Source organism: Cellulomonas wangleii (assembly GCF_018388445.1).
In the GTDB taxonomy this organism is placed as follows: domain Bacteria; phylum Actinomycetota; class Actinomycetes; order Actinomycetales; family Cellulomonadaceae; genus Cellulomonas; species Cellulomonas wangleii.
This window is the reverse complement of record NZ_CP074405.1, coordinates 2,224,667-2,243,920: the sequence shown is the minus strand read 5'-3', so window position 1 is coordinate 2,243,920 and position 19,254 is coordinate 2,224,667. Positions and strand designations below refer to the sequence as shown.

Below are 19,254 nucleotides of genomic sequence, written 5' to 3'. Positions count from 1 at the left end.
CGCACACCGTCGGCCGTCGCCGGCGGGTCGCGGCACGGACCACGCCCTAGGCTCGGGCCCCGTGAGCACCAGCGCGCCGCCCGTCGTCAGCACCACCGTGGGGGAGTCCGGGCAGCCGGTCGTCTTCCTGCACGGGCTGTTCGGCCAGGGGCGCAACTTCACGCAGGTCGCCAAGGCGCTGGCGCCGGACTTCCGCTCGCTGCTCGTCGACCTGCCCAACCACGGCCGCTCGGGCTGGACCGAGGACGTCGACTACGCGGGGACCGCCGACCTGGTGGCCGAGCACCTGCGGGGCGGGTTCGCCGCGGACGGGCCCGTGCACGTCGTCGGGCACTCGATGGGCGGCAAGGTCGCCATGCTGCTCGCCCTGCGGCACCCCGATCTCGTGGACCGGCTCGTCGTCGCGGACATCGCCCCGGCGTCCGGAGGGTCGCTGGGGGAGTTCGCGCACCTGCTCGACAGCCTCGCGGCGATCGACCTGAGCACGCTGACCCGCCGCGGCGAGGCCGACGAGCGGCTCGCGGAGCGCGTCCACGACGCCCGGGTGCGCGGCTTCCTGCTGCAGAACCTGCGTGCCGACGGCGACGGGTTCCGGTGGCAGGCCAACCTCGACCTGCTGCGCCGCGACCTGCCCACGATCGGCGGGTTCCCCGACGTGGGGGACGCCACGTTCGACCACCCGGTGCTGTGGGTCGCCGGGGACCGCTCGGACTACGTGAGGCCCGAGCACGGTCCGGCGATGCGGCGCCTGTTCCCCCGCACGACGCTCGTGACGATCAAGGGCGCCGGGCACTGGGTGCACTCCGAGCAGCCCGAGGCGTTCGTGTCCGCGCTGCGCACGTTCCTCGGCGCTGCAGACCGCTGACCCCGGCGGGCCCGTCCGCCCGGCGGGGTGCGCACGGCCCGGTCGGTCGGCGCGCGCGCTCAGACGTCGTCGGCGCGCAGGCCGCGCTCCGCGTGCAGACCCCGGTACACGGCCGTGCGCAGCTCGATCGCGTACGCCTCGCGCTCGGGCATCCCCAGGTCCCGGGCCACCGCGATCTCGGCCTCGACGTCGTACGGCACCCGCACCACCTGCAGCGAGAACGGAGCCGACGCGTCACCACCCGGCTCGCCCTCGAGCACGACGTAGGAGGCGGTCGGCTCGTCGAGCGGGTTGCCCACGCTGCCGACGTTGAACAGCGTGCGACCGTCCTGCGTCTCGACGTAGGTGTCGTGGACGTCGCCGTACCCGACCATCGTCGGCACCGGGCCGTCACCCGTGAGCTCGGTGGTCGCGAACATCCCGGCGAACTCCTCGTCCGTGTGGTGGAAGTGCACGCGCACGTGGACGCTGCGCGCGGACGCGTGCAGCAGCCGGATCCGGCGGCCGCTGAGCTCGAGGTGGAGCACCAGCCGGCTCCCTCCGTCGTCGTCCGGCGAGGGTAGCGGGACGTCAGGCGGCTGCGGCCAGGGCGGGCGCGGGCCTGCGGGCCGCGAGCTCGTGCAACGCGTCCAGCAGCACCCGGTTGAAGGCGGCGGGGGCGTGGGAGTTGACGTCGTGGCCCGCGCCGGGGACGACGGTCAGGCGGGCGCGGGGCACCGCGCGCAGGTAGCGCCGCTCGTCGAGGCGCAGCGGGTCGCGCGCACCGTTGACGAGCCAGACCGGCAGCAGCACACGGCGCAGGTCGTTCAGCGGGGAGTAGCCGGCCATCGCGGTCAGCATGTCGGTCACGACGTGCCACGAGCCCTTGCCCAGGCCGAACCACCGCGTGACGTGGTGCGCCGCCCGGCGGTACAGCGACAGCGGCTTGCCCTTGATCTCCGTCGAGCAGCCCGCCAGCACGATGCCCGCGATGCGCTCCTCGTGGCGCCCCGCGTACGCCAACGCCGTGTAGCCGCCCAGCGACAGCCCGACCAGCAGCGGCTGCTGCGCGCAGGACCGCACCGCGTCGTCGATCGCGGCCAGGGCGCCGTCGAGCGTGAACCGCTCGTCGGAGCGCGAGCCGTGCCCCGGCAGGTCGATCGCCACCGTCGGGTGCCCGCTGCGCTGCAGCGCCCGGACCTGGGGCGACCAGATCTCCGAGGACGTGCGGGTGCCGTGGACGAGGACGATGGGGCGTGTGATGAGGGGCCTCCCGGGCGTGGGTCGATCGGTCGTCCCGGCCCGCACGGCGCCGGTGCCGTCGTCCGGGACATTGCGACGCTAACCCGCCGATCCGGGTGCCCGCCTGTCGTGCCCGGGTCCCTCACGAAGTTCTCACACGAGGACGTCGCGCAGCAGCGCCCGGGTCTGCGCGACGTATCCGCCGCCGAACAGCAGGGCGTGCACCGCGACCGGGTACAGCTGGTGCAGACCCACCCGGTGCCGCCGGCCCGGCAGCGGGTGCACCTCCTCGTACCCCCGCAGCACCTCGTCGAGGTGGGGCAGGCCGAAGAGCTCGAGCATGGCCAGGTCGGTCTCGCGGTGCCCGCCGTGCGCCGCCGGGTCGATCAGGGTCGCGCCCCGCGCCGTCCACACCACGTTGCCCTGCCACAGGTCGCCGTGCAGGCGCGCGGGCGGCTCGCCGTCGTCCCAGCGGCCCGCCCGCAGCAGGTCCGCGAGCCTGCCGAAGGCGTCGTCGTCCTGCGGGGTGGTCAGGCCCGCGCGGCGCAGGTCCCGCGCGACCGGCTCGATGCGGCAGTCCGCGAGGAACGGCCCCCACGCGTCGTACGACCCTGCCGGCATCGGCAACGGTGCGTCCAGGGGGCCGAACCACCCGTCCCCGGACCACCCGTCGGGCGGTGCTCCGAACGCCGCGGCCCCGGCGTCGTGCGTGCGGGCCAGGTCCCTCCCGAACGCCCGGGCCGCGGCGGCGTCCGGGGGGACGGGGAGCAGCCGCACCAGGTCGAGGTGGTCGTCAGCGACGTCGAGGACCTCGACGACCGGGACGCCCCCGGCGGCGGCCAGCCAGCGCAAACCCGCGGCCTCGCACGCGAAGAACCCGGCGGGCGCGTCCTGGCGGGACTTGCGGTGCACGGTCGACACACGGCCACGCTACCGACCGCCATCAGGTCGTCATGCGGGCGCAACGTCGCCGCAGGACACTGGACGGACCGCACCACCGCCCTCGGCCACAGGAGATCCGTCATGCAGGTCGGCGTCCCGCGCGAGACCAAGAACCGCGAGTACCGGGTCGCCCTGACCCCGGCCGGGGTGCAGCACCTCGTCGCGCGCGGGCACAAGGTCCTCGTCGAGGCCGGCGCGGGTGCCGGTTCCGCCGTGCCCGACGAGGACTACGCCGCCGCCGGCGCCCGCATCGTCCCCACCGCCGCCGACGCGTGGGCGGCCGAGCTGGTGTGCAAGGTGAAGGAGCCGATCGCCCAGGAGTACGGCTACCTGCGCGAGGACCTCACGCTGTTCACCTACCTGCACCTGGCCGCCGACCGGCCCACCACCGACGCGCTGCTGTCCGCCGGCACCACGTCGATCGCGTACGAGACCGTGCAGCTGCCCGACGGCTCGCTCCCGCTGCTCGCACCCATGAGCGAGGTCGCCGGGCGGCTCGCCACGCAGGTGGGTGCCTACCACCTCATGCGCAACGAGGGGGGCCGTGGCCTGCTGCTCGGCGGGGTGCCCGGCGTCGACGGCGCCAAGGTCGTGGTCCTCGGCGGCGGCGTCGTCGGGACGCACGCCGCTCAGATCGCCGCCGGCATGCGCGCCGACGTGACGGTGCTCGACCTGTCGGTGCCGCGGCTGCGCGAGCTCGACGACCTCTTCGGCGGGCGCGTGCGCACGATCGCGTCGTCGACCTGGGCGATCGAGCACGAGCTGCTCGACGCCGACCTCGTGGTCGGCGCGGTCCTGCTGCCCGGGGCGCGCGCGCCCCGCCTCGTCAGCAACGAGCTGGTGTCCCGCATGCGGCAGGGGTCGGTGCTGGTCGACGTGTCCGTCGACCAGGGCGGTTGCTTCGAGGACACCCGGGCCACGACCCACGACGAGCCGACGTTCCGTGTGCACGGCTCCGTGCTGTACTGCGTCGCCAACATGCCCGGGGCGGTCCCGGTGACGTCGACCCGCGCGCTGACCAACGCGACGCTGCCGTACCTCGCCTCGCTGGCCGACCTGGGGTGGCAGGGTGCCGCGGCGGCGGACCCGGCGCTCGCGGGCGGTCTGACGACGCACGGTGGCCGGCTGCTCAACGCGGCGGTCGCGCAGGCCCACGGCTACCCCTGGACGTCACCCGACGCGTTGCCGGCGGCGTAGGGCGACGCGCAGCGCCGAGCCACCGGCCGCACCGCGCCCCGCACGGCCCCGCACCGGAGGCGCGACGTGCGCGACGCGACGCCCCGGTGCGCCGGCGCGTGCCCGGCGGTGCCCGCGTCTGTGACGATGGCCCCATGACCTCCGACGCGCTGCCGCTCGACCCCGCCAACCCGTTCGCCCGGGCGTCCGACCTGCCCTACGGCCTCCCGGACTTCCGGGAGCTGCGCGAGGAGCACTTCCTCCCGGCGATCCGTGCCGGCATGGCCGAGCAGCGCGCCGAGGTCGAGGCCGTCGCCACCGACCCCGCCGAGCCCACCGTCGAGAACACGCTCGAGGCCCTGGAGCGCTCCGGAAAGCTGCTGTCGCGGGCCGCGTCGGCGTTCTACGTCCAGGCCGGTGCGGACTCCACGCCGGGCCTGCAGGCGATCGAGGAGGAGGTCGCGCCGCTGCTCGCCGAGCACTCCGACGCCATCTGGCTGGACGCCCGGCTGCACGCCCGCGTGGAGGCGCTCGCCGCGGCGCTCGAGGCCGAGGGCGCGCAGCTCGCGCCCGACACGGCGTGGCTGCTGCACCGCACCCGCACCCGGTTCGCGCGCGCGGGTGTCGGGCTCGGGCCGCAGGAGCAGGAGCGGCTGCGTGCCATCAACGCCGAGCTGACCACGCTCGACGCGACGTTCGGCCGGCGGCTCCTGGCCGCGACCAACGCGGCGGCCGTGCTCGTCACGGACGAGGCGGAGCTCGACGGGCTGCCCGAGGACGCGCGCGCCGCGGCGGCGCAGGCGGCCACCGCGCGCGGCCACGAGGGCGCCTGGCTCATCGAGCTGCAGCTGCCCACCCAGCAGTCCGTGCTGTCGCTGCTGCGCGACCGCGGGCTGCGGGAGCGGATCATGACCGCGTCGCTCGGCCGCGGGGCCGCCGGCGACGAGAACGACACCCGCAGCACCCTGCTGGGCATGGTGCGGCTGCGTGCCGAGCGGGCCCGCCTGCTGGGCTTCGAGCACCACGCCGCCTACGTCGCCGCGGACGCCACGGCGGGGTCGGCGCAGGCGGTGGAGGACATGCTGTCGCAGCTGGCACCCGCGGCCGTCGCCAACGCGCGCGCCGAGGCCGCGGACCTCGAGAACGCGCTGCAGGCCGACCACCCGGGGTCCTCGCTGGAGCCGTGGGACTGGGCGTACTACGCCGGGCGCGTGCGGCAGGAGCGCCGCGCCCTGGACGAGGCGGAGCTGCGTCCCTACCTGGAGCTCGAGCGCGTGCTCGCCGACGGCGTCTTCCTGGCGGCCAACCGCCTCTACGGCCTGACGTTCGCCGAGCGGCACGACCTGGTCGGCTACCACCCCGACGTCCGCGTCTTCGAGGTGTTCGACGCCGACGGCTCCGGCCTCGGGCTGTTCCTCGGCGACTGGTGGACGCGTCCCGCCAAGCGTGGCGGCGCGTGGATGAACTCCCTGGTGGAGCAGTCGACGCTGCTGCGCGACGCGCCCGTCGTGGTCAACAACCTCAACGTGCCCAAGCCGCCGCCCGGGGAGCCGACGCTGCTGACCTGGGACGAGGTCATCACGCTCTTCCACGAGTTCGGGCACGCGCTGCACGGGCTGCTGTCCGACGTGCGCTACCCGTCGCAGTCCGGGACCAACGTGCCGCGGGACTTCGTCGAGTACCCGTCGCAGGTCAACGAGATGTGGGCGTGGGACCCCGAGGTGCTGCGGTCGTTCGCGGTGCACCACGAGACCGGCGAGCCGATGCCCGAGGAGTGGGTGCGGACGCTGCTCGCGGGCCGTCAGGACGGCGAGGGGTTCGCCACCACGGAGTACCTCGCCGCCGCGCTGCTGGACCAGGCCTGGCACCGGCTGACCCCCCAGGAGGTGCCGGCGGACCCGGCCGACGTCGTGGAGTTCGAGGCCCGCGCGCTGCGCGCCGCCGGCGTCGACCTGCGCACGGTCCCGCCGCGGTACCGCACGACGTACTTCAACCACATCTTCTGCAGCGGGTACTCGGCCGGCTACTACGCGTACATCTGGTCCGAGGTGCTCGACGCCGACACCGTGGAGTGGTTCACCGAGAACGGCGGGCTGGACCGCGCCAACGGCGACACGTTCCGCGCCCGGTTGCTGGCCCGGGGCGGGTCGGTGGACCCGCTGCAGTCGTTCGCGGACCTGCGGGGTCGGGGCCCGCGCATGGAGCCGCTGCTCACGCGGCGCGGCCTGCTCGGGGCGGTCGCGCGGTGAGCGGCGGGGCCACCGCCGCGGACGAGGTCGTCGACCTGTGCCGCAAGCTCATCCGGTACGACACCACCAACCCGGGCGACGGCACGGGGCCGGGGGAGCGGGCGGCGGCGGAGTACGTCGTGGGTCTGCTGCAGGACGTCGGCCTGGAGCCGGAGCTGTTCGAGAGCGAGCCGGGACGGGCCAACGTCGTCGTGCGGCTGGAGGGCACCGACCCGTCACGGCCGGCCCTGGTGGTGCACGGGCACCTCGACGTGGTGCCCGCCCACGCGCCCGACTGGTCGGTGGACCCGTTCGCCGGCGAGCTGCGCGACGGCCTGGTGTGGGGCCGCGGTGCGGTCGACATGAAGGACATGGACGCGATGGTGCTCGCCGTCGTGCGGCAGATGGTCCGCGAGGGCCGGCGGCCGGCCCGTGACGTCGTCGTCGCGATGTTCGCCGACGAGGAGGCGGGCGGTCGGCTCGGCGCGCACTGGGCCGTCGAGCACCGACCCGAGCTGTTCGCCGGTGCCACCGAGGCGATCAGCGAGGTCGGGGGCTTCTCCGTCGACGTCGCCGGGCAGCGGGTGTACCTGCTGCAGACCGCGGAGAAGGGCCTGGCGTGGTTGCGGCTCGTGGCCCGGGGCCGCGCCGGGCACGGCAGCCAGGTCAGCACCGACAACGCGGTGACGCACCTGGCGGCGGCCGTCGCCCGCATCGGTGCGCACCCCTGGCCGCTGCAGCTCACGCCGACCGTGCGTGCGCTGCTCGAGGGGGTCGCGGACCTCACGGGGCTGCCGTTCGACGCGGACGACCCCGCGGGCGTCGAGGCGCTGGTCGAGGCGCTGGGACCGGTGTCGCGGTTCGTGGGGGCGACGCTGCGCCACTCGACCAACCCCACGCGTCTGGCCGCCGGGTACAAGGAGAACGTCATCCCCGGGGAGGCGACGGCCGTGGTCGACGGTCGGTTCCTGCCCGGTCGCTCGGCCGAGTTCGACGAGACCGTCGCCGGCCTGGCAGGTCCTCACGTGCAGGTCGAGGACCTCGTGCGTGACACCGGGCTCGAGGTGCCGTTCGAGGGTGCGCTGGTCGACGCCATGACCGCGGCGGTCCTCGCGGAGGACCCGGGAGCGCACGTCCTGCCCTACATGCTCTCGGGCGGCACCGACAACAAGTCGCTGTCGCGCCTGGGCATCACGGGGTACGGCTTCGCGCCGCTGCGGCTGCCCGCCGACCTGGACTTCGCCGGGATGTTCCACGGCGTCGACGAGCGGGTGCCGGTCGACGCCCTGCAGTTCGGCACGCGCGTGCTGGACCGGCTCCTGTCGACCTGCTGACGACGGTGCCGGGCTCCCGCCGCCGGGCGGCCCGGCACGCGTCGGCGTCCCCGGCCGGCCGGTCAGCCGAGGGTCTCGGCCAGCGTGGAGCGCACGCGGATGATCTTGCGGCGCAGCCACACACGTCGCTCGCCGCCCGCGTACAGCCGCAGACGGGCCAGCTCCCACCGCCCGTACTCGGCCTCGTCCGTCAGCAGACGGCGGGCGTCACCGCCCGAGGTCGTCGGTGGGATCCGCAGGACCCGGTACTCCCACTGGCCGCCCTGCGTGTCCCACTCGCTGCGCCGGTCGCGCACCGTGTCCTTCGCCATCGCCTCACCCCGTCCCGCCCGTCCGGGCCCGGCGTCGTGCCAGGAGCGCCCACGAGCGCCGATGCGCTGCCATTGTGCCCTGCGCGGCGCTACCGTCGTCGCATGACCGTGGACCCGCGTGCCGCCCTCGACCGTCTGGTCGCCGCCCTCGAGGCGCACTACGCCGCCGTCCTCGCCAAGCAGGGCGACGACGACCCGGTGGTGGACGACGCCTACGACGTCCTGGCCGACGCGTTCGAGGTCTACGACGACGCGCTGGGCACGGAGCACGGGGAGGCGACCCCGTTCTACCTCGCCGAGGAGGACGACGAGGACGACGAGGACGACGACGACCTCGACGAGGACGACCTCGACGACGAGGACGACGACGACCTGGACGAGCACGGGGAGGTCGACGACGACGACCTCGCCTACCCGCACGCGGGCGCCTGACCCGCAGGGGCGGACCGACCCGTAGGCCGGCGCCCGACGCCGGCGCGTCCTCAGCGCTCCGGGTAGCCGGCCGGCGGTGCGGTGATCTCGTCGAGGGCGACGACGATCTCCGGCGGCAGCCGCAGGTCGTCGACCGCGAGCGCGCCCCGCAGCTGGGTGGCCGTGCGCGCGCCGACGACCGCGCTGGCCACACCGGGTCGTGACGTCACCCAGGCGAGGGCGACCTCCAGGGGGGTGCGGTCCAGACCGGCGGCGGCGGTGACGACGGCGTCGACCACCCCGGCGGCGTCGGCCGTGAGGTAGGGCTGCACGAACCCTGCGAGGTGCGCGGAGGCCGCCCGCGAGTCCGCCGGGATCGTGCGCCGGTACTTCCCCGTCAGGACACCGCGACCCAGCGGTGACCAGGCCAGCAGGCCCGCACCGAGCGCCGTGCAGGCGGGCAGCACCTCACGCTCGACGCCACGCTGCAGCAGCGAGTACTCCGCCTCGACGCCCGCGAGGCCCGGGTCGTGCTCCAGCAGCGTCGCCGCCCGGGCCACCTGCCACCCGGCGTGGTTGGACAGCCCGACGTACCGCGCCTTGCCGACCGCCACGGCGTGGCGCAGCGCCGAGACGGTCTCCTCGAGCGGGGTACGGGCGTCAGGCGTCGCGAGCCACAGGTCCACGTGGTCCGTGCGCAGCCGCCGCAGCGAGCCGTCGAGGCTGTCCAGCAGCGCCCCGCGCGAGGCGTCGACGACGCCCCCGTCGGCGGTGCGCCGCACGCCCGCCTTGGTGCAGATGACGACGTCCTCACGCCCCGCGACGTCCCCGAGCAGCGTGCCCAGCAGCTCCTCGGCGCCGCCGTCGGCGTACGCGGCCGAGGTGTCGACGAGCGTGCCGCCGGCCTCGACGAAGTCGCGCAGCTGGTCGGCCGCCTCGTGGTCGTCGGTGTCCCGGCTCCACGTCATGGTGCCGAGGCCCAGGGACGAGACGCGCAGACCCGTACGGCCCAGACGGCGGTGCTCCATGGGGCGCCACCCTAGCCGCGTCCGCGGGTCCGCCCGGTACGCCGGGCCGCGCGCCACCGTCGCGGGGCACCGCTATCGTTGCGCCTCGTGGCGACGGGTATCGGGACAGGCGAGGCGATCCTCCTGGGGCTGGTCCAGGGGCTGACGGAGTTCCTCCCGGTCTCCTCCAGCGCGCACCTGCGCATCGTGGGTGAGCTGGTCGGGTCGGGCGACCCGGGTGCGGCGTTCACCGCGATCACGCAGCTCGGCACGGAGACCGCGGTCCTGCTGTACTTCCGCCGCGACATCAAGCGCATCGTGCTGGCCTGGTGGGCGGCGCTGCGGGGCGCGTACGGCACGGACTGGCGCTCGCGCGCCGGCATGCCGGCGGGGCGTCCGTCGGACCACGACGCGCTCATGGCCTGGTTCATCGCCCTGGGCACGGTGCCGATCGTGGTGCTGGGCCTGGCGTTCCAGGACGCGATCGAGCGCCCGTTCCGCAACCTGTGGCTGGTGGCGTTGACGTTGGCCGTCTTCGCCCTCGTGCTCGGCTGGGCCGACCGCCGGGGGGCCAAGACCCGCACGCTGGACGAGCTGACGCCACGCCACGCGCTGGCATTCGGGTTCTGGCAGGCCCTCGCGCTGGTGCCCGGCGTCTCCCGCTCCGGCGGCACGATCACCGGCGGGCTGCTCATGGGCTACACCCGTGAGGCCGCCGCGCGGTACTCGTTCCTGCTCGCCATCCCCGCGGTGTTCGGCTCGGGGTTCTTCCAGCTCGCCAAGAGCGTCGGCGACTTCGGTGAGGCGGGGACGCCCGGGTTCGGCGCCACCCTGATCGCGACGCTCGTCGCCTTCGCGGTCGGCTACGTCGTCATCATCGCCTTCCTCAAGATCGTGTCGACCTTCAGCTACACGCCCTTCGTGTACTACCGGCTCGGCCTGGCCGCGCTCGTCGTGGTGCTGCTGCTCACGGGCGTCCTCGAGCCGGTGACGGCGCCGACGAACGCCTGACGGCTACAGCCACCCGGAACGCCGGAACGCGCGCCAGAGCGCGAACGACGCGCCCGCCAGGAGCAGCAGCGCGAGCGCGTAGCCGAACGTCCACGACAGCTCGGGCACGTGGCGCCAGCTCATGCCGTGGATCCCCGCGACGAGCGTCGGCACCGCGATCATCGCGGCCCACGCGGAGATCTTGCGCATGTCCTCGTTCTGCCGCACCGGCACCAGCGCCAGGGGCACGTCCAAGCATGTCGCCCAGCCTCGCCCTGCTCGGGCATGACCACCACGCCGGGCACAGCAGGCGCGTCACCCACCCGGTGTGCACGTCGTTCGTCTTCGTGACGAAGGACACGGTCGGCACCGTGAGGGCGACCGTGCCGTGCGCCGCCCTGTCGACCCGCACGTGGGGGTGGCCGTCGATCCCGGCCGTGCCGCACGTGGTGGTCCAGGAGCTGCAGCGTCCTGTCGTCGGGCACGAGCAGCCGGGCGGCGTCGACCAGCGCGTCGGGCGACCCCGTCACCACCCAGGTCGCGGGTGCCGGTGCACCCGGCTGGGCGGGCACCGCCCCCGCGGCCTGTCGCCAGGCGCCCTCCTGCACGACCCCGGCACGCGTGCCCGGTGCGAGCGGCGCAGGTGGGGCACCGGCGGTGCGCGGGGACGCCGCGCGACGGCGGTTAGGCTTCCTGGCGTGCTCACCTGGCCCGCCCCCCAGATCCCTCGGCTGCCCGGGACGGGCGAGCCGGTCCGCGTCCACGACACGTCGTCCGGACAGCTGGTCGTGGCCGCGCCCGGCGCCGACGCCCGGCTCTACGTGTGCGGCATCACGCCCTACGACGCGACCCACCTGGGCCACGCCGCGACGTTCATCGCGTTCGACGTGCTCGGGCGTGCGTGGCGCGACGCCGGGCAGCGCGTGACCTACGCGCTGAACGTCACCGACGTGGACGACCCGCTGCTCGAGCGGGCGACGGCCACCGGGGTCGACTGGCGCGCGCTGGCCGCCGACCAGACGGCGCTGTTCGCGTCGGACATGGCCGCACTGGGTGTGGTCCCGCCCGAGGTGTTCCGCGGCGTCGTGGAGTCCGTGCCGCAGGTCGTCGACGGCGTGAACCACCTGCTGGCCCGTGGCGCCGCCTACCGGCTGCCCGCGCCCGACGGTGGCGAGGACGTCTACGCCGACCTGTCCGTGGACCCTGCGTTCGGGACGGTCGCACGGCTCGACCCCGCCACGATGCTCGCCCTGAGCGCGGAGCGCGGCGGTGACCCGGACCGACCCGGCAAGCGGTCCCCGCTGGACCCGCTGCTGTGGCGAGCGGAGCGTCCCGGCGAGCCGGCGTGGGACGCGCCCGGGCTCGGCCGTGGGCGGCCCGGCTGGCACATCGAGTGCTCGGTCATCGCACGCGACGCTCTCGGCGTGCCGTTCGACGTGCAGGGCGGCGGATCCGACCTGGTCTTCCCGCACCACGAGTGCAGCTCCTCGCACCTGCGCCTGCTGGACGCGGGGGAGTCCGCCCGGGCGCACGTGCACACGGGGATGGTCGGCTACGAGGGCCACAAGATGAGCAAGTCGCGGGGCAACCTCGTGCTCGTCTCGACGCTGCTGGCCCAGGGCGTCGAGCCCATGGCCGTGCGGCTCGCCGTGCTGGCCCACCGCTACCGCGACGACTGGGAGTGGACCGAGGCGGACCTGGCCGACGCGCAGCGGCGCCTCGTCACGTGGCGTCGCGCGCTGTCCGGCAACGGTGGGCCCGACGCCGCACCGGTCCTGGCCGAGGTGCGGGCCGCGGTCGCGGACGACCTCGACACGCCGCGTGCGCTCGCGGTGGTCGACGCGTGGGCGGCGACCGCGCTGGCGGGTGACGTGCCGTTCGACGAGGGCGCGCCCGGCGTCGTCGCGCGGACCATCGACGCCCTGCTCGGCGTGCGGATGTGAGCAGACCGCGGATGTGAGCAGACCGCGGATGTGAGCAGAACCGGGGCCGACGCGGCCGGGGGGCGCCCCGCGACCGGGGCGTCCAGCGGCGGTCAGCCGCCGGTGCCCTTGTCCCGGCGCCGCAGGTAGCGCTCGAACTCCTGCGCGATCGCCTCGCCGCTGGCCTCGGGCAGCTCCGCGGTGTCCTTGGCCTCCTCGAGCTGGCGCACGTACTCGCCGATCTCCGAGTCCTCGCCCGCCAGCTCGTCCACGCCGTGCTGCCACGCCGCGGCGTCCTCCGGCAGGTCCGCCAGGGGGACCGGCTCGCCGAGCAGGCCCTCGATGCGGTGCAGGATCGCCAGCGTCGCCTTCGGTGACGGGGGAGCCGCCACGTAGTGCGGGACCGCCGCCCACAGGGACAGCGCCTGCATGCCACGGGCCGCCGCCTCGTGCTGCAGGACCCCGACGATGCCTGTGGGGCCCTCGTAGGTGTTGGGTTCCAGACCCATCACCTCGCGCACGTGCCCGTCCTCGCTGGTCGCGTTCACGGGGATGGGTCGCGTGTGCGGCACGTCCGCCAGCAGGGCGCCGACCGTGACGATCGTCCGGACCCCCAGCCCGGCCGCGATGTCCAGGAGCTCGCCGCAGTACCGGCGCCAGCGCATCGACGGCTCGATCCCGTGCACGAGCACGACCTGCCGGCCGGAGCGGGGTGTCGTGGCGACCGCCACGGCCGTGGTGGGCCACGTGATCTCGCGCGTCCCTTCGGGTCCCATGCCGACGACGGGCCGGTTCACCTGGAAGTCGTGGTACTCCTCCGGGTCGAGCTCGTCGACCTGCTCGGCACCCCACACGTCGTGCAGGTGCTCCAGGGCCGCCGTCGCGGCGGCGCCCGCGTCGTTCCAGCCCTCGAAGGCCGCGAGCAGGACGGTCTCACGTGCGGGCAGGTCGGGGGCTGCGTGCTCGCTCACCGTCCCAGCCTAGGGTGCGAGCGGCGCACGGGCCGGACGACGGCGGGGCGTCGGACCCCGCCGGTACGCTCGTGCGACCGTCCACGCCCGCCCCCGCACCCCCCGGAGACACCCCTGAGCACCGTCACGAACCCGACCGGACCCGCCGCCGCGCAGGACGTGGGTGGCCCGGTGCTGCCCGCCGCGATCCTGTGGGACATGGACGGGACGCTCATCGACACCGAGCCGTACTGGATGGCCGCCGAGATCGAGCTCGTGGAGGCCCACGGCGGGGTCTGGACGCCGCAGGACGCGGTCGCGATGATCGGCAGCTCGATGGACGTGTCGGCCGGGCTCCTGCAGGCGGCCGGCGTGGCGCTCGACGTCGCGGAGATCGCGGACGCCCTCAACACGGCGGTGCGCGCGGCCGTCGCCGCGGGGATCCCCTGGCAGCCCGGCGCGCAGGAGGTCCTGCGTGCGCTGCACTCCGCCGGCGTCCCGCAGGCGCTCGTCACGTCGTCCTTCGGCGTCCTGGCCACGCCCTTCGCGGACGCGGTGGGCCTGTTCGACGTCGTCGTGTCGGGTGACACCGTCACGCGGCCCAAGCCGCACCCGGAGCCCTACCTCGCGGCGGCACGGGCCCTCGGGGTCGACGTCGCGGCGTGCGTCGCCTTCGAGGACTCGCGGTCGGGGCTCGCCTCGGCCGTCGCCAGCGGGGCGCGGGTCGTGGCCGTGGACTCCCACGTGGCGCTCGACCCGCCCGCCGGCGTGTCCCGCGCGTCGTCGCTGCTCCACGTCGACCTCGACGTGATCGCCCGCATCGCGGCGGGGGAGACCCTGCACCTGCGCGACGCGGACTGACCGCTCAGGCGGTGGGCACCGGCGTGACGCCGATCGCCCGCTCGACCGCACCGACGGGGACCTCGGGCGGCGTGCCGCCGAAGGCGGGGCACCGGTCGCGGAACGCGCACCAGTCGCACAGCCGGGACGGCCGCGGCCGCCAGTCGCCGGCGCGTGCCGTGTCCTCGATGCCGGCCCAGATCGACCGGACCCGCGCCTCGAGGGTGTGCATCTCCGGCTCGGTCGGCTCGTGGGTCACCACCACGCCGTCGCCCAGGTACGCCAGCTGCAGGCGCTTGGGCAGGACGCCCCGCGTGCGCCACACGACGTACGCGTAGAACCGCATCTGGAACAGCGCGGAGCCCTCGTAGCCCGCCCGCGGGGAGCGGCCCGTCTTGTAGTCGACGACCCGGACCCACCCGTTGGGGGCGACGTCCACCCGGTCGACCACGCCGCGCAGCTGGGGGCCGTCGGGCAGGTCGTGCCGCACCTGCAGCTCGCGCGCCCGCGGCTCCAGCCGCGTGGGGTCCTCGAGCGTGAACCACGTCGCGAGCAGGCGCTCGGCCTCGGCCATGAACTCCGCACGCTCGGCGTCGGTGGTGTGCAGCTCCCCGTACCGCGGGTCCCGCTCCAGCAGCTCGGCCCAGCGCGCGGGCAGGGAGGCGCACGCCGCGGCGAGCGTGCGCTCGGGCGCCGGCAGGTCGAACAGCGTCTCCAGCGCCGCGTGCACGAGCGTGCCCCGCGCCGCCGCGGGCGACGCCGGCTCGGGGAGTCGGTCGACCACGCGGAACCGGAACAGCAGCGGGCACTGCAGGAAGTCGTTCGCGCGCGAGGGGGACAGGCCGGGGGCGCGCCGCTCGGCGGGTGGGTCCACGACGACGACGTCGGGGACCACGGCCCCGGGCGCCGCACCGGTCTGCCGGCCCGTGCCGGGCGCACCCTCGGTGGCCCGCGGTCGGTCGGTGCCCTCGGCCTGCTCGATGTCCACGCTCACGCCACGAGGGTAGGCGCGCCCGCCGACACGACGGTCCGCACGACACCGCGGACACCCCTGCAGGCGGCGCCCCCCCGGGGGGGTCCCCGGCGCTGCGGGGACGCGACCTGCCCGGCCGCGAGCGGGTTCGCCGCGACCGCGACCGTAGGCTGGGCGCGTGAGCGCACCGCGACCCGACCGTCGGTCCGGCTGGGTGATCGGCCGCGTGGCCGGTGCACCCGTCGTCCTGGCCCCGAGCTGGCTGCTGGCCGCCGTGGTCCTGACGCTCGTCTTCACGCCCAGCGTGCGCACGTGGACCGGCACCGGCGGCGGGGTGCTGCCGTACCTCGTGGCCCTCGTGTTCGTGGTGCTGCTGTTCGCGTCGGTCCTGGTGCACGAGCTCGCCCACGGGCTCGTCGCCAAGGCGCGGGGGCAGCAGCCGCGCGAGTTCGTCCTGACGCTGTGGGGCGGGCACACCACGTTCGGCGGTGCGGCACCCACACCCGCCACCAGCGCGCTCGTCGCGGTCGTGGGGCCGGTCGCGAACCTCCTGCTCGCGGGCGGGTTCCTGCTGCTGGCCGACCACGTCGCCCCCGACGGCAGCGTGCTGCGGGCGATGGCCTGGGCCGGTGCCGTCGCCAACGGGTTCGTCGGGCTGTTCAACCTGGTGCCCGGCCTGCCGCTGGACGGCGGGCGCATCCTCGAGGCGGCCGTGTGGGCGGGCACCGGCGACCGCCACCGCGGCAGCGTCGTCGCCGGCTGGACGGGCCGCGTCGTCGCGGTGGGGGTCGTGCTGCTGGTCCTCGTCCGCCCGTACGTCACGGGTGGCACGCCCGACCTCGTCACCGTCGCCTGGGCCGCGCTGATCGGCGCGTTCCTGTGGTCCGGCGCGTCCGGCGCGGTGCGTGCCGGCCGCACGGGACGCGTGGTCGACGCGATGACGATCACCACCGTCGGGCGGCCGGCCGTCGCGGTCGGGGTCCGGTCGTCGCTGGCGCAGGCGCGGGCGACCGCCGCTGCGGCGCACGCCGCGGAGGTGGTCGTGATCGCCCCCGACGGCAGGCCGGCCGCGTACGTGGACGCCGACGCGGCCGCGCGCGTCCCCGCGGATCTCGCCGGCAGCACGGACGTCCTCGCGGTCGCCACCCCGCTGCCCATGGGCACCGTGGTGGACGGCAGCCTGACCGGCGACGCCCTGCTGGCGGCGCTGTCCCGCGCGTCCGCGAACGGACCCGTGATGGCGGCGGTCGTCGACGGCCGCGTGGTCGCGCTGGTGCGGACGGCGGACGTGGTCGCCGCACTGCGGCGCTGACGCACCGCCGGGGCGCGGCGCCGCTCCCGGGGGACACCACCGGGGCCGCGGGCTAGATTCGGCCCAGGATCGCGTCCAGCCCCGGGGGGACGGCATGACGACGACCGTGCGCACGTCGACGGCGACGTGCGACGCAGGGCGGCCGCCCGTCGGCAAGACGACGGCGCCGCACGCCCCGACCCTGCAGGTGGACAGGCCGCGGTGCACCGCCGCCCTCGCCGAGGCGCTCGCGACGCACGGCGTGACCGCCGTGACGGCCCCCGCCGGCTACGGCAAGTCCACGTTGGTCGGGCAGTGGGGCGCCGGCCACCCCGGGCCCGTGGCGTGGGCGAACCTCGACGGGTTCGACGACGTGCCGCGGCTCGTCCGGCTGCTGGCCACGTCCGTCGCGCTCGCGGTGCCGGCCACGCCCGCCGCGGACGCGCTGGACGCGGTCGTCGCAGCCACGCGGTCCGGCGCCGCCTCCGGCCCGACCGAGCTGCTGCTCGCCGCGCTCGAGCGGCTCGAGCAGTCCGTCGTCCTCGTGGTCGACGATGTGCACGAGCTGCCGCTGGAGAGCGTCCGTGCCGTCCTCGACCCCCTCGTCCGCTACCGCCCCGACCTCCTGCGCCTGGTCCTGACCAGCAGGTACGACGCCGTGCTGCCCCTGCACCGGCTGCGGGTGCGGGGTGCGTTGGGCGAGCTGCGCTCCGACCGGCTCGCGTTCACGCCCGAGGAGGTGGCCGCACTGGTCCGTGCCGGCGGCCACCGGGCCGACCCGCAGCGGGTCGCCCGGCTGCACGCCGTCACCCGCGGCTGGCCCGTGGCCGTGCGCCTGGCCCTCCTCGCGGGTGACGAGGACGGCATCGACGCGCGCCTGGAGGGCATGGAGGCGTCCCGGGTGCCGCTGACCGGGTACCTGGTCGAGGAGGTCCTCGGATCGCTGCCCGACCGGCTGCGCACGCTGCTGCTCACCGGCAGCGTCTGCGAGACGCTCGACCCCGCACTGGCGGAGCTTCTGGTGCCCGGTGGGGCGGCCGCGCTCGCGGAGTGCGTCGCGCGCGAGCTCTTCGTCACGCCCGTCGCCCGGGCCGGTCTGCCGGCGGTGTACCGGTGGCACGACCTGGTCGCCACGCACACCCGCATGGCCTTCGAGCGCAACGACCCTGCCGGTGCGGCCCGCGCGCACCGCGTGGTCGCCGAGCACCGGCGCCGCACCGACCCCGCCGCGGCGGTGCGCCACGCACTCGCCGCCGGCGAGGTGCCGCTCGCGGTCGAGGTCCTGGCGGACCAGTGGCCCGAGATGCTCGTGCGGGGGGACGCGCTCGTCGTCGAGCGGCTCGTCGACGCGATCCCCGTCGCCGTGTCCGCGACGCCCGACCTGCAGGTGGCGCTGGCGGCGGTCCGCACCCTGCGCAACGCGGCCTGCGCCGGAGGGCCGGACGGGGCGCCGGCGGTGGTCGTGCGGTGCGTCGAGCTCCTCACCGGCGGCGTGGGCGCACCGGAGGAGAGGACCGCGGCCGCGCGTGCGCTGCTCGCGGCGGAGCCGTTGCGCCCGTCGGACCGCGCCCTCGGCCTGTACCTGCTGGGGCGGGCCGAGGCGCAGCGGGCCGGCGACGCGACGTCCGCCGTGCAGCACCTCGCCGAGGCGCGGGACCTGGCCACGGCCCGCGGGTGGACAGCCGTCGCCGTCGCGTGCCGCGCGGAGACGTGCGTCGCACTTCTGCACGGCGACGACCCGGGCGAGGCGGGGCGGCTCGCGGCGGACGTCCTGGCCGAGGCGGCGGTCCACGGCTGGGCCGGCAGCGGCGTCACCGCGGGCGCCTCCCACGTCCTCGGCGTGCTCGCCTACTGGCGCGGGGAGTTCACGGCGGCGGTCGAGCACCTCGAGGAGGTGCTGCGGGCGACCGGCACGGCGCGTCCGGAGCCGACCGTCGCCGCGGGGGCGTACCTGGCACTCGTCGGGCTCGACGCGCACGACCCCGGTGTCCTCGCGCGGGCCCGGCACGCGCTGACGACCGTCGGCGACGGGACGGTCCTGTCGCCCGAGGTCCGGGACCTCCTGCTCGCTGTGCGCGCGCGCGACCGCGCGGCGCACGGCCGGTCGACCGAGGCGCTGGCCCTGCTCGCGGACGCCGCGGGCAGCGCGGCGCACGGGCCGCTGAGCCGGTGCTGGGAGGCCGAGCTGCGCCGCCTCGCCGGGGACGCCGCCGGGGCGTGCCGGGTGCTCGGCGGCCTGCGCGGGCAGGGCGCGTCGGGTGACCCCGCCGACGAGCGCGACGTGGGCAGCCGCGACGTGCCCGGTGGCGCCGTCCCCGGTGGAGACACGCCCGGCGGCGGGCACCTGCCGGTGCGCGTGCTCGCCGCGCTGGTGCGTGCCCGGCTCGCCCCGGACCGGCGCACCGCGCACGCGACGCTCGAGACGGCGCTCGACCTGGCCGCGCCGCTCGGGCTCGTCACGCCCTTCCTGGTCGACGACCCCGGCTGGCGCGCGCTGCTGTCGGAGCACCTCGAGCGGGCCGGGCGCCACGACGCCCTCGTGACGCGGGTCCTCGAACGGCTCGCCGACGCGCCGGCGATGACGCGCTCGTCGTGGGACCTGACCCCGCGCGAGCGGGACGTCCTGGTGCGGCTGCGCACCGCCGCCACGGCCGAGGAGATCGCCGCGGGGTTGTTCGTGTCCGTCAACACCGTCAAGACGCACCAGCGCGCGATCTACCGCAAGCTCGGCGTGGCGGGTCGGCGGGCGGCCGTCCGCACGGCCGTGGAGCGCGGGATGGTCTGACACGGGGG

At 75.9% G+C, this 19,254-nt stretch carries 18 protein-coding genes; 10 read left to right on the top strand and 8 right to left on the bottom strand.

Annotated features, from left to right (window positions below; all coding sequences use genetic code 11):
• The first annotated feature begins 61 nt into the window (after positions 1-61).
• Positions 62-865 (top strand): alpha/beta fold hydrolase, encoded by an 804-nt coding sequence (locus KG103_RS10320; RefSeq protein WP_207341211.1) that lies wholly within the window; start codon positions 62-64, stop codon positions 863-865.
• A gap of 59 nt (positions 866-924) precedes the next feature.
• Here KG103_RS10320 and KG103_RS10315 read toward each other — a convergent pair whose 3' ends face one another.
• From KG103_RS10315 to KG103_RS10305, 3 genes are all read right to left on the bottom strand, one after another.
• The gene (locus KG103_RS10315; protein WP_307860944.1) at positions 925-1,392 is read right to left on the bottom strand and encodes a metallophosphoesterase family protein; all 468 of its coding nucleotides are present in this window, start codon (positions 1,390-1,392) and stop codon (positions 925-927) included.
• Positions 1,393-1,435: 43 nt separating this feature from the next.
• Positions 1,436-2,152: an alpha/beta fold hydrolase gene (locus KG103_RS10310; protein ID WP_249670542.1), complete on the bottom strand. Its 717-nt coding sequence runs from the start codon at positions 2,150-2,152 to the stop codon at positions 1,436-1,438.
• 87 nt (positions 2,153-2,239) lie between these two features.
• Positions 2,240-3,007 (bottom strand): fructosamine kinase family protein, encoded by a 768-nt coding sequence (locus KG103_RS10305; protein ID WP_207341212.1) that lies wholly within the window; start codon positions 3,005-3,007, stop codon positions 2,240-2,242.
• Positions 3,008-3,109: 102 nt separating this feature from the next.
• Here KG103_RS10305 and ald point away from each other — a divergent pair, with 102 nt between their 5' ends.
• The 3 genes from ald (at position 3,110) to KG103_RS10290 (ending at position 7,766) form a co-directional block, all read left to right on the top strand.
• Positions 3,110-4,225 carry an alanine dehydrogenase gene (ald, locus tag KG103_RS10300; protein ID WP_207341213.1) on the top strand — a complete coding sequence of 372 codons (1,116 nt, stop codon included), beginning with the start codon at positions 3,110-3,112 and terminating at the stop codon, positions 4,223-4,225.
• A 134-nt stretch (positions 4,226-4,359) separates the two neighbouring features.
• On the top strand, positions 4,360-6,453 hold the full coding sequence (locus tag KG103_RS10295) for a M3 family metallopeptidase (RefSeq protein WP_207341214.1): 2,094 nt from the start codon (positions 4,360-4,362) through the stop codon (positions 6,451-6,453).
• Positions 6,450-7,766, top strand: coding sequence for a M20/M25/M40 family metallo-hydrolase (locus tag KG103_RS10290; RefSeq protein ID WP_207341215.1), 1,317 nt, complete (start codon positions 6,450-6,452; stop codon positions 7,764-7,766). The genes KG103_RS10295 and KG103_RS10290 overlap by 4 nt, the downstream gene beginning before the upstream one ends.
• 62 nt (positions 7,767-7,828) lie before the next feature.
• On the opposite strand, the gene KG103_RS10285 is transcribed toward KG103_RS10290, so the two are convergent.
• Complete coding sequence (locus KG103_RS10285; protein ID WP_207341216.1) at positions 7,829-8,077, bottom strand: DUF5703 family protein; 249 nt, start codon at positions 8,075-8,077, stop codon at positions 7,829-7,831.
• A gap of 102 nt (positions 8,078-8,179) precedes the next feature.
• On the opposite strand from KG103_RS10285, the gene KG103_RS10280 reads away from it, so the two are divergent.
• Complete coding sequence (locus KG103_RS10280; RefSeq protein ID WP_207341217.1) at positions 8,180-8,509, top strand: primosomal protein; 330 nt, start codon at positions 8,180-8,182, stop codon at positions 8,507-8,509.
• 50 nt (positions 8,510-8,559) lie between these two features.
• Here the strand turns inward: KG103_RS10280 and KG103_RS10275 are convergent, their stop codons facing one another.
• The gene (locus KG103_RS10275; protein WP_207341218.1) at positions 8,560-9,516 is read right to left on the bottom strand and encodes an aldo/keto reductase; all 957 of its coding nucleotides are present in this window, start codon (positions 9,514-9,516) and stop codon (positions 8,560-8,562) included.
• Between the two features lie 99 nt (positions 9,517-9,615).
• Here KG103_RS10275 and KG103_RS10270 point away from each other — a divergent pair, with 99 nt between their 5' ends.
• Positions 9,616-10,506 carry an undecaprenyl-diphosphate phosphatase gene (locus KG103_RS10270; RefSeq protein ID WP_207341280.1) on the top strand — a complete coding sequence of 297 codons (891 nt, stop codon included), beginning with the start codon at positions 9,616-9,618 and terminating at the stop codon, positions 10,504-10,506.
• A gap of 3 nt (positions 10,507-10,509) precedes the next feature.
• Here the strand turns inward: KG103_RS10270 and KG103_RS10265 are convergent, their stop codons facing one another.
• Entirely contained in the window at positions 10,510-10,734 is a 225-nt protein-coding gene (locus tag KG103_RS10265) for a CorA family divalent cation transporter (RefSeq protein ID WP_249670895.1), read from the bottom strand.
• A gap of 449 nt (positions 10,735-11,183) precedes the next feature.
• Here KG103_RS10265 and mshC point away from each other — a divergent pair, with 449 nt between their 5' ends.
• The gene (gene mshC / locus KG103_RS10260; RefSeq protein WP_207341219.1) at positions 11,184-12,428 is read left to right on the top strand and encodes a cysteine--1-D-myo-inosityl 2-amino-2-deoxy-alpha-D-glucopyranoside ligase; all 1,245 of its coding nucleotides are present in this window, start codon (positions 11,184-11,186) and stop codon (positions 12,426-12,428) included.
• Between the two features lie 92 nt (positions 12,429-12,520).
• On the opposite strand, the gene KG103_RS10255 is transcribed toward mshC, so the two are convergent.
• Positions 12,521-13,378 (bottom strand): PAC2 family protein, encoded by an 858-nt coding sequence (locus tag KG103_RS10255; RefSeq protein WP_207341220.1) that lies wholly within the window; start codon positions 13,376-13,378, stop codon positions 12,521-12,523.
• A 171-nt stretch (positions 13,379-13,549) separates the two neighbouring features.
• Here KG103_RS10255 and KG103_RS10250 point away from each other — a divergent pair, with 171 nt between their 5' ends.
• Positions 13,550-14,218, top strand: a complete 669-nt coding sequence (locus tag KG103_RS10250) for an HAD family hydrolase (protein WP_256439576.1) — start codon at positions 13,550-13,552, stop codon at positions 14,216-14,218.
• A 4-nt stretch (positions 14,219-14,222) separates the two neighbouring features.
• On the opposite strand, the gene KG103_RS10245 is transcribed toward KG103_RS10250, so the two are convergent.
• Entirely contained in the window at positions 14,223-15,092 is an 870-nt protein-coding gene (locus KG103_RS10245) for a RecB family exonuclease (protein WP_372434909.1), read from the bottom strand.
• Positions 15,093-15,348: 256 nt separating this feature from the next.
• Here KG103_RS10245 and KG103_RS10240 point away from each other — a divergent pair, with 256 nt between their 5' ends.
• Together KG103_RS10240 and KG103_RS10235 are read left to right on the top strand one after the other, a co-directional pair.
• Positions 15,349-16,482, top strand: a complete 1,134-nt coding sequence (locus KG103_RS10240) for a site-2 protease family protein (RefSeq protein WP_207341221.1) — start codon at positions 15,349-15,351, stop codon at positions 16,480-16,482.
• A 94-nt stretch (positions 16,483-16,576) separates the two neighbouring features.
• Positions 16,577-19,246, top strand: coding sequence for a LuxR C-terminal-related transcriptional regulator (locus tag KG103_RS10235; RefSeq protein WP_207341222.1), 2,670 nt, complete (start codon positions 16,577-16,579; stop codon positions 19,244-19,246).
• Positions 19,247-19,254 lie beyond the last annotated feature (8 nt).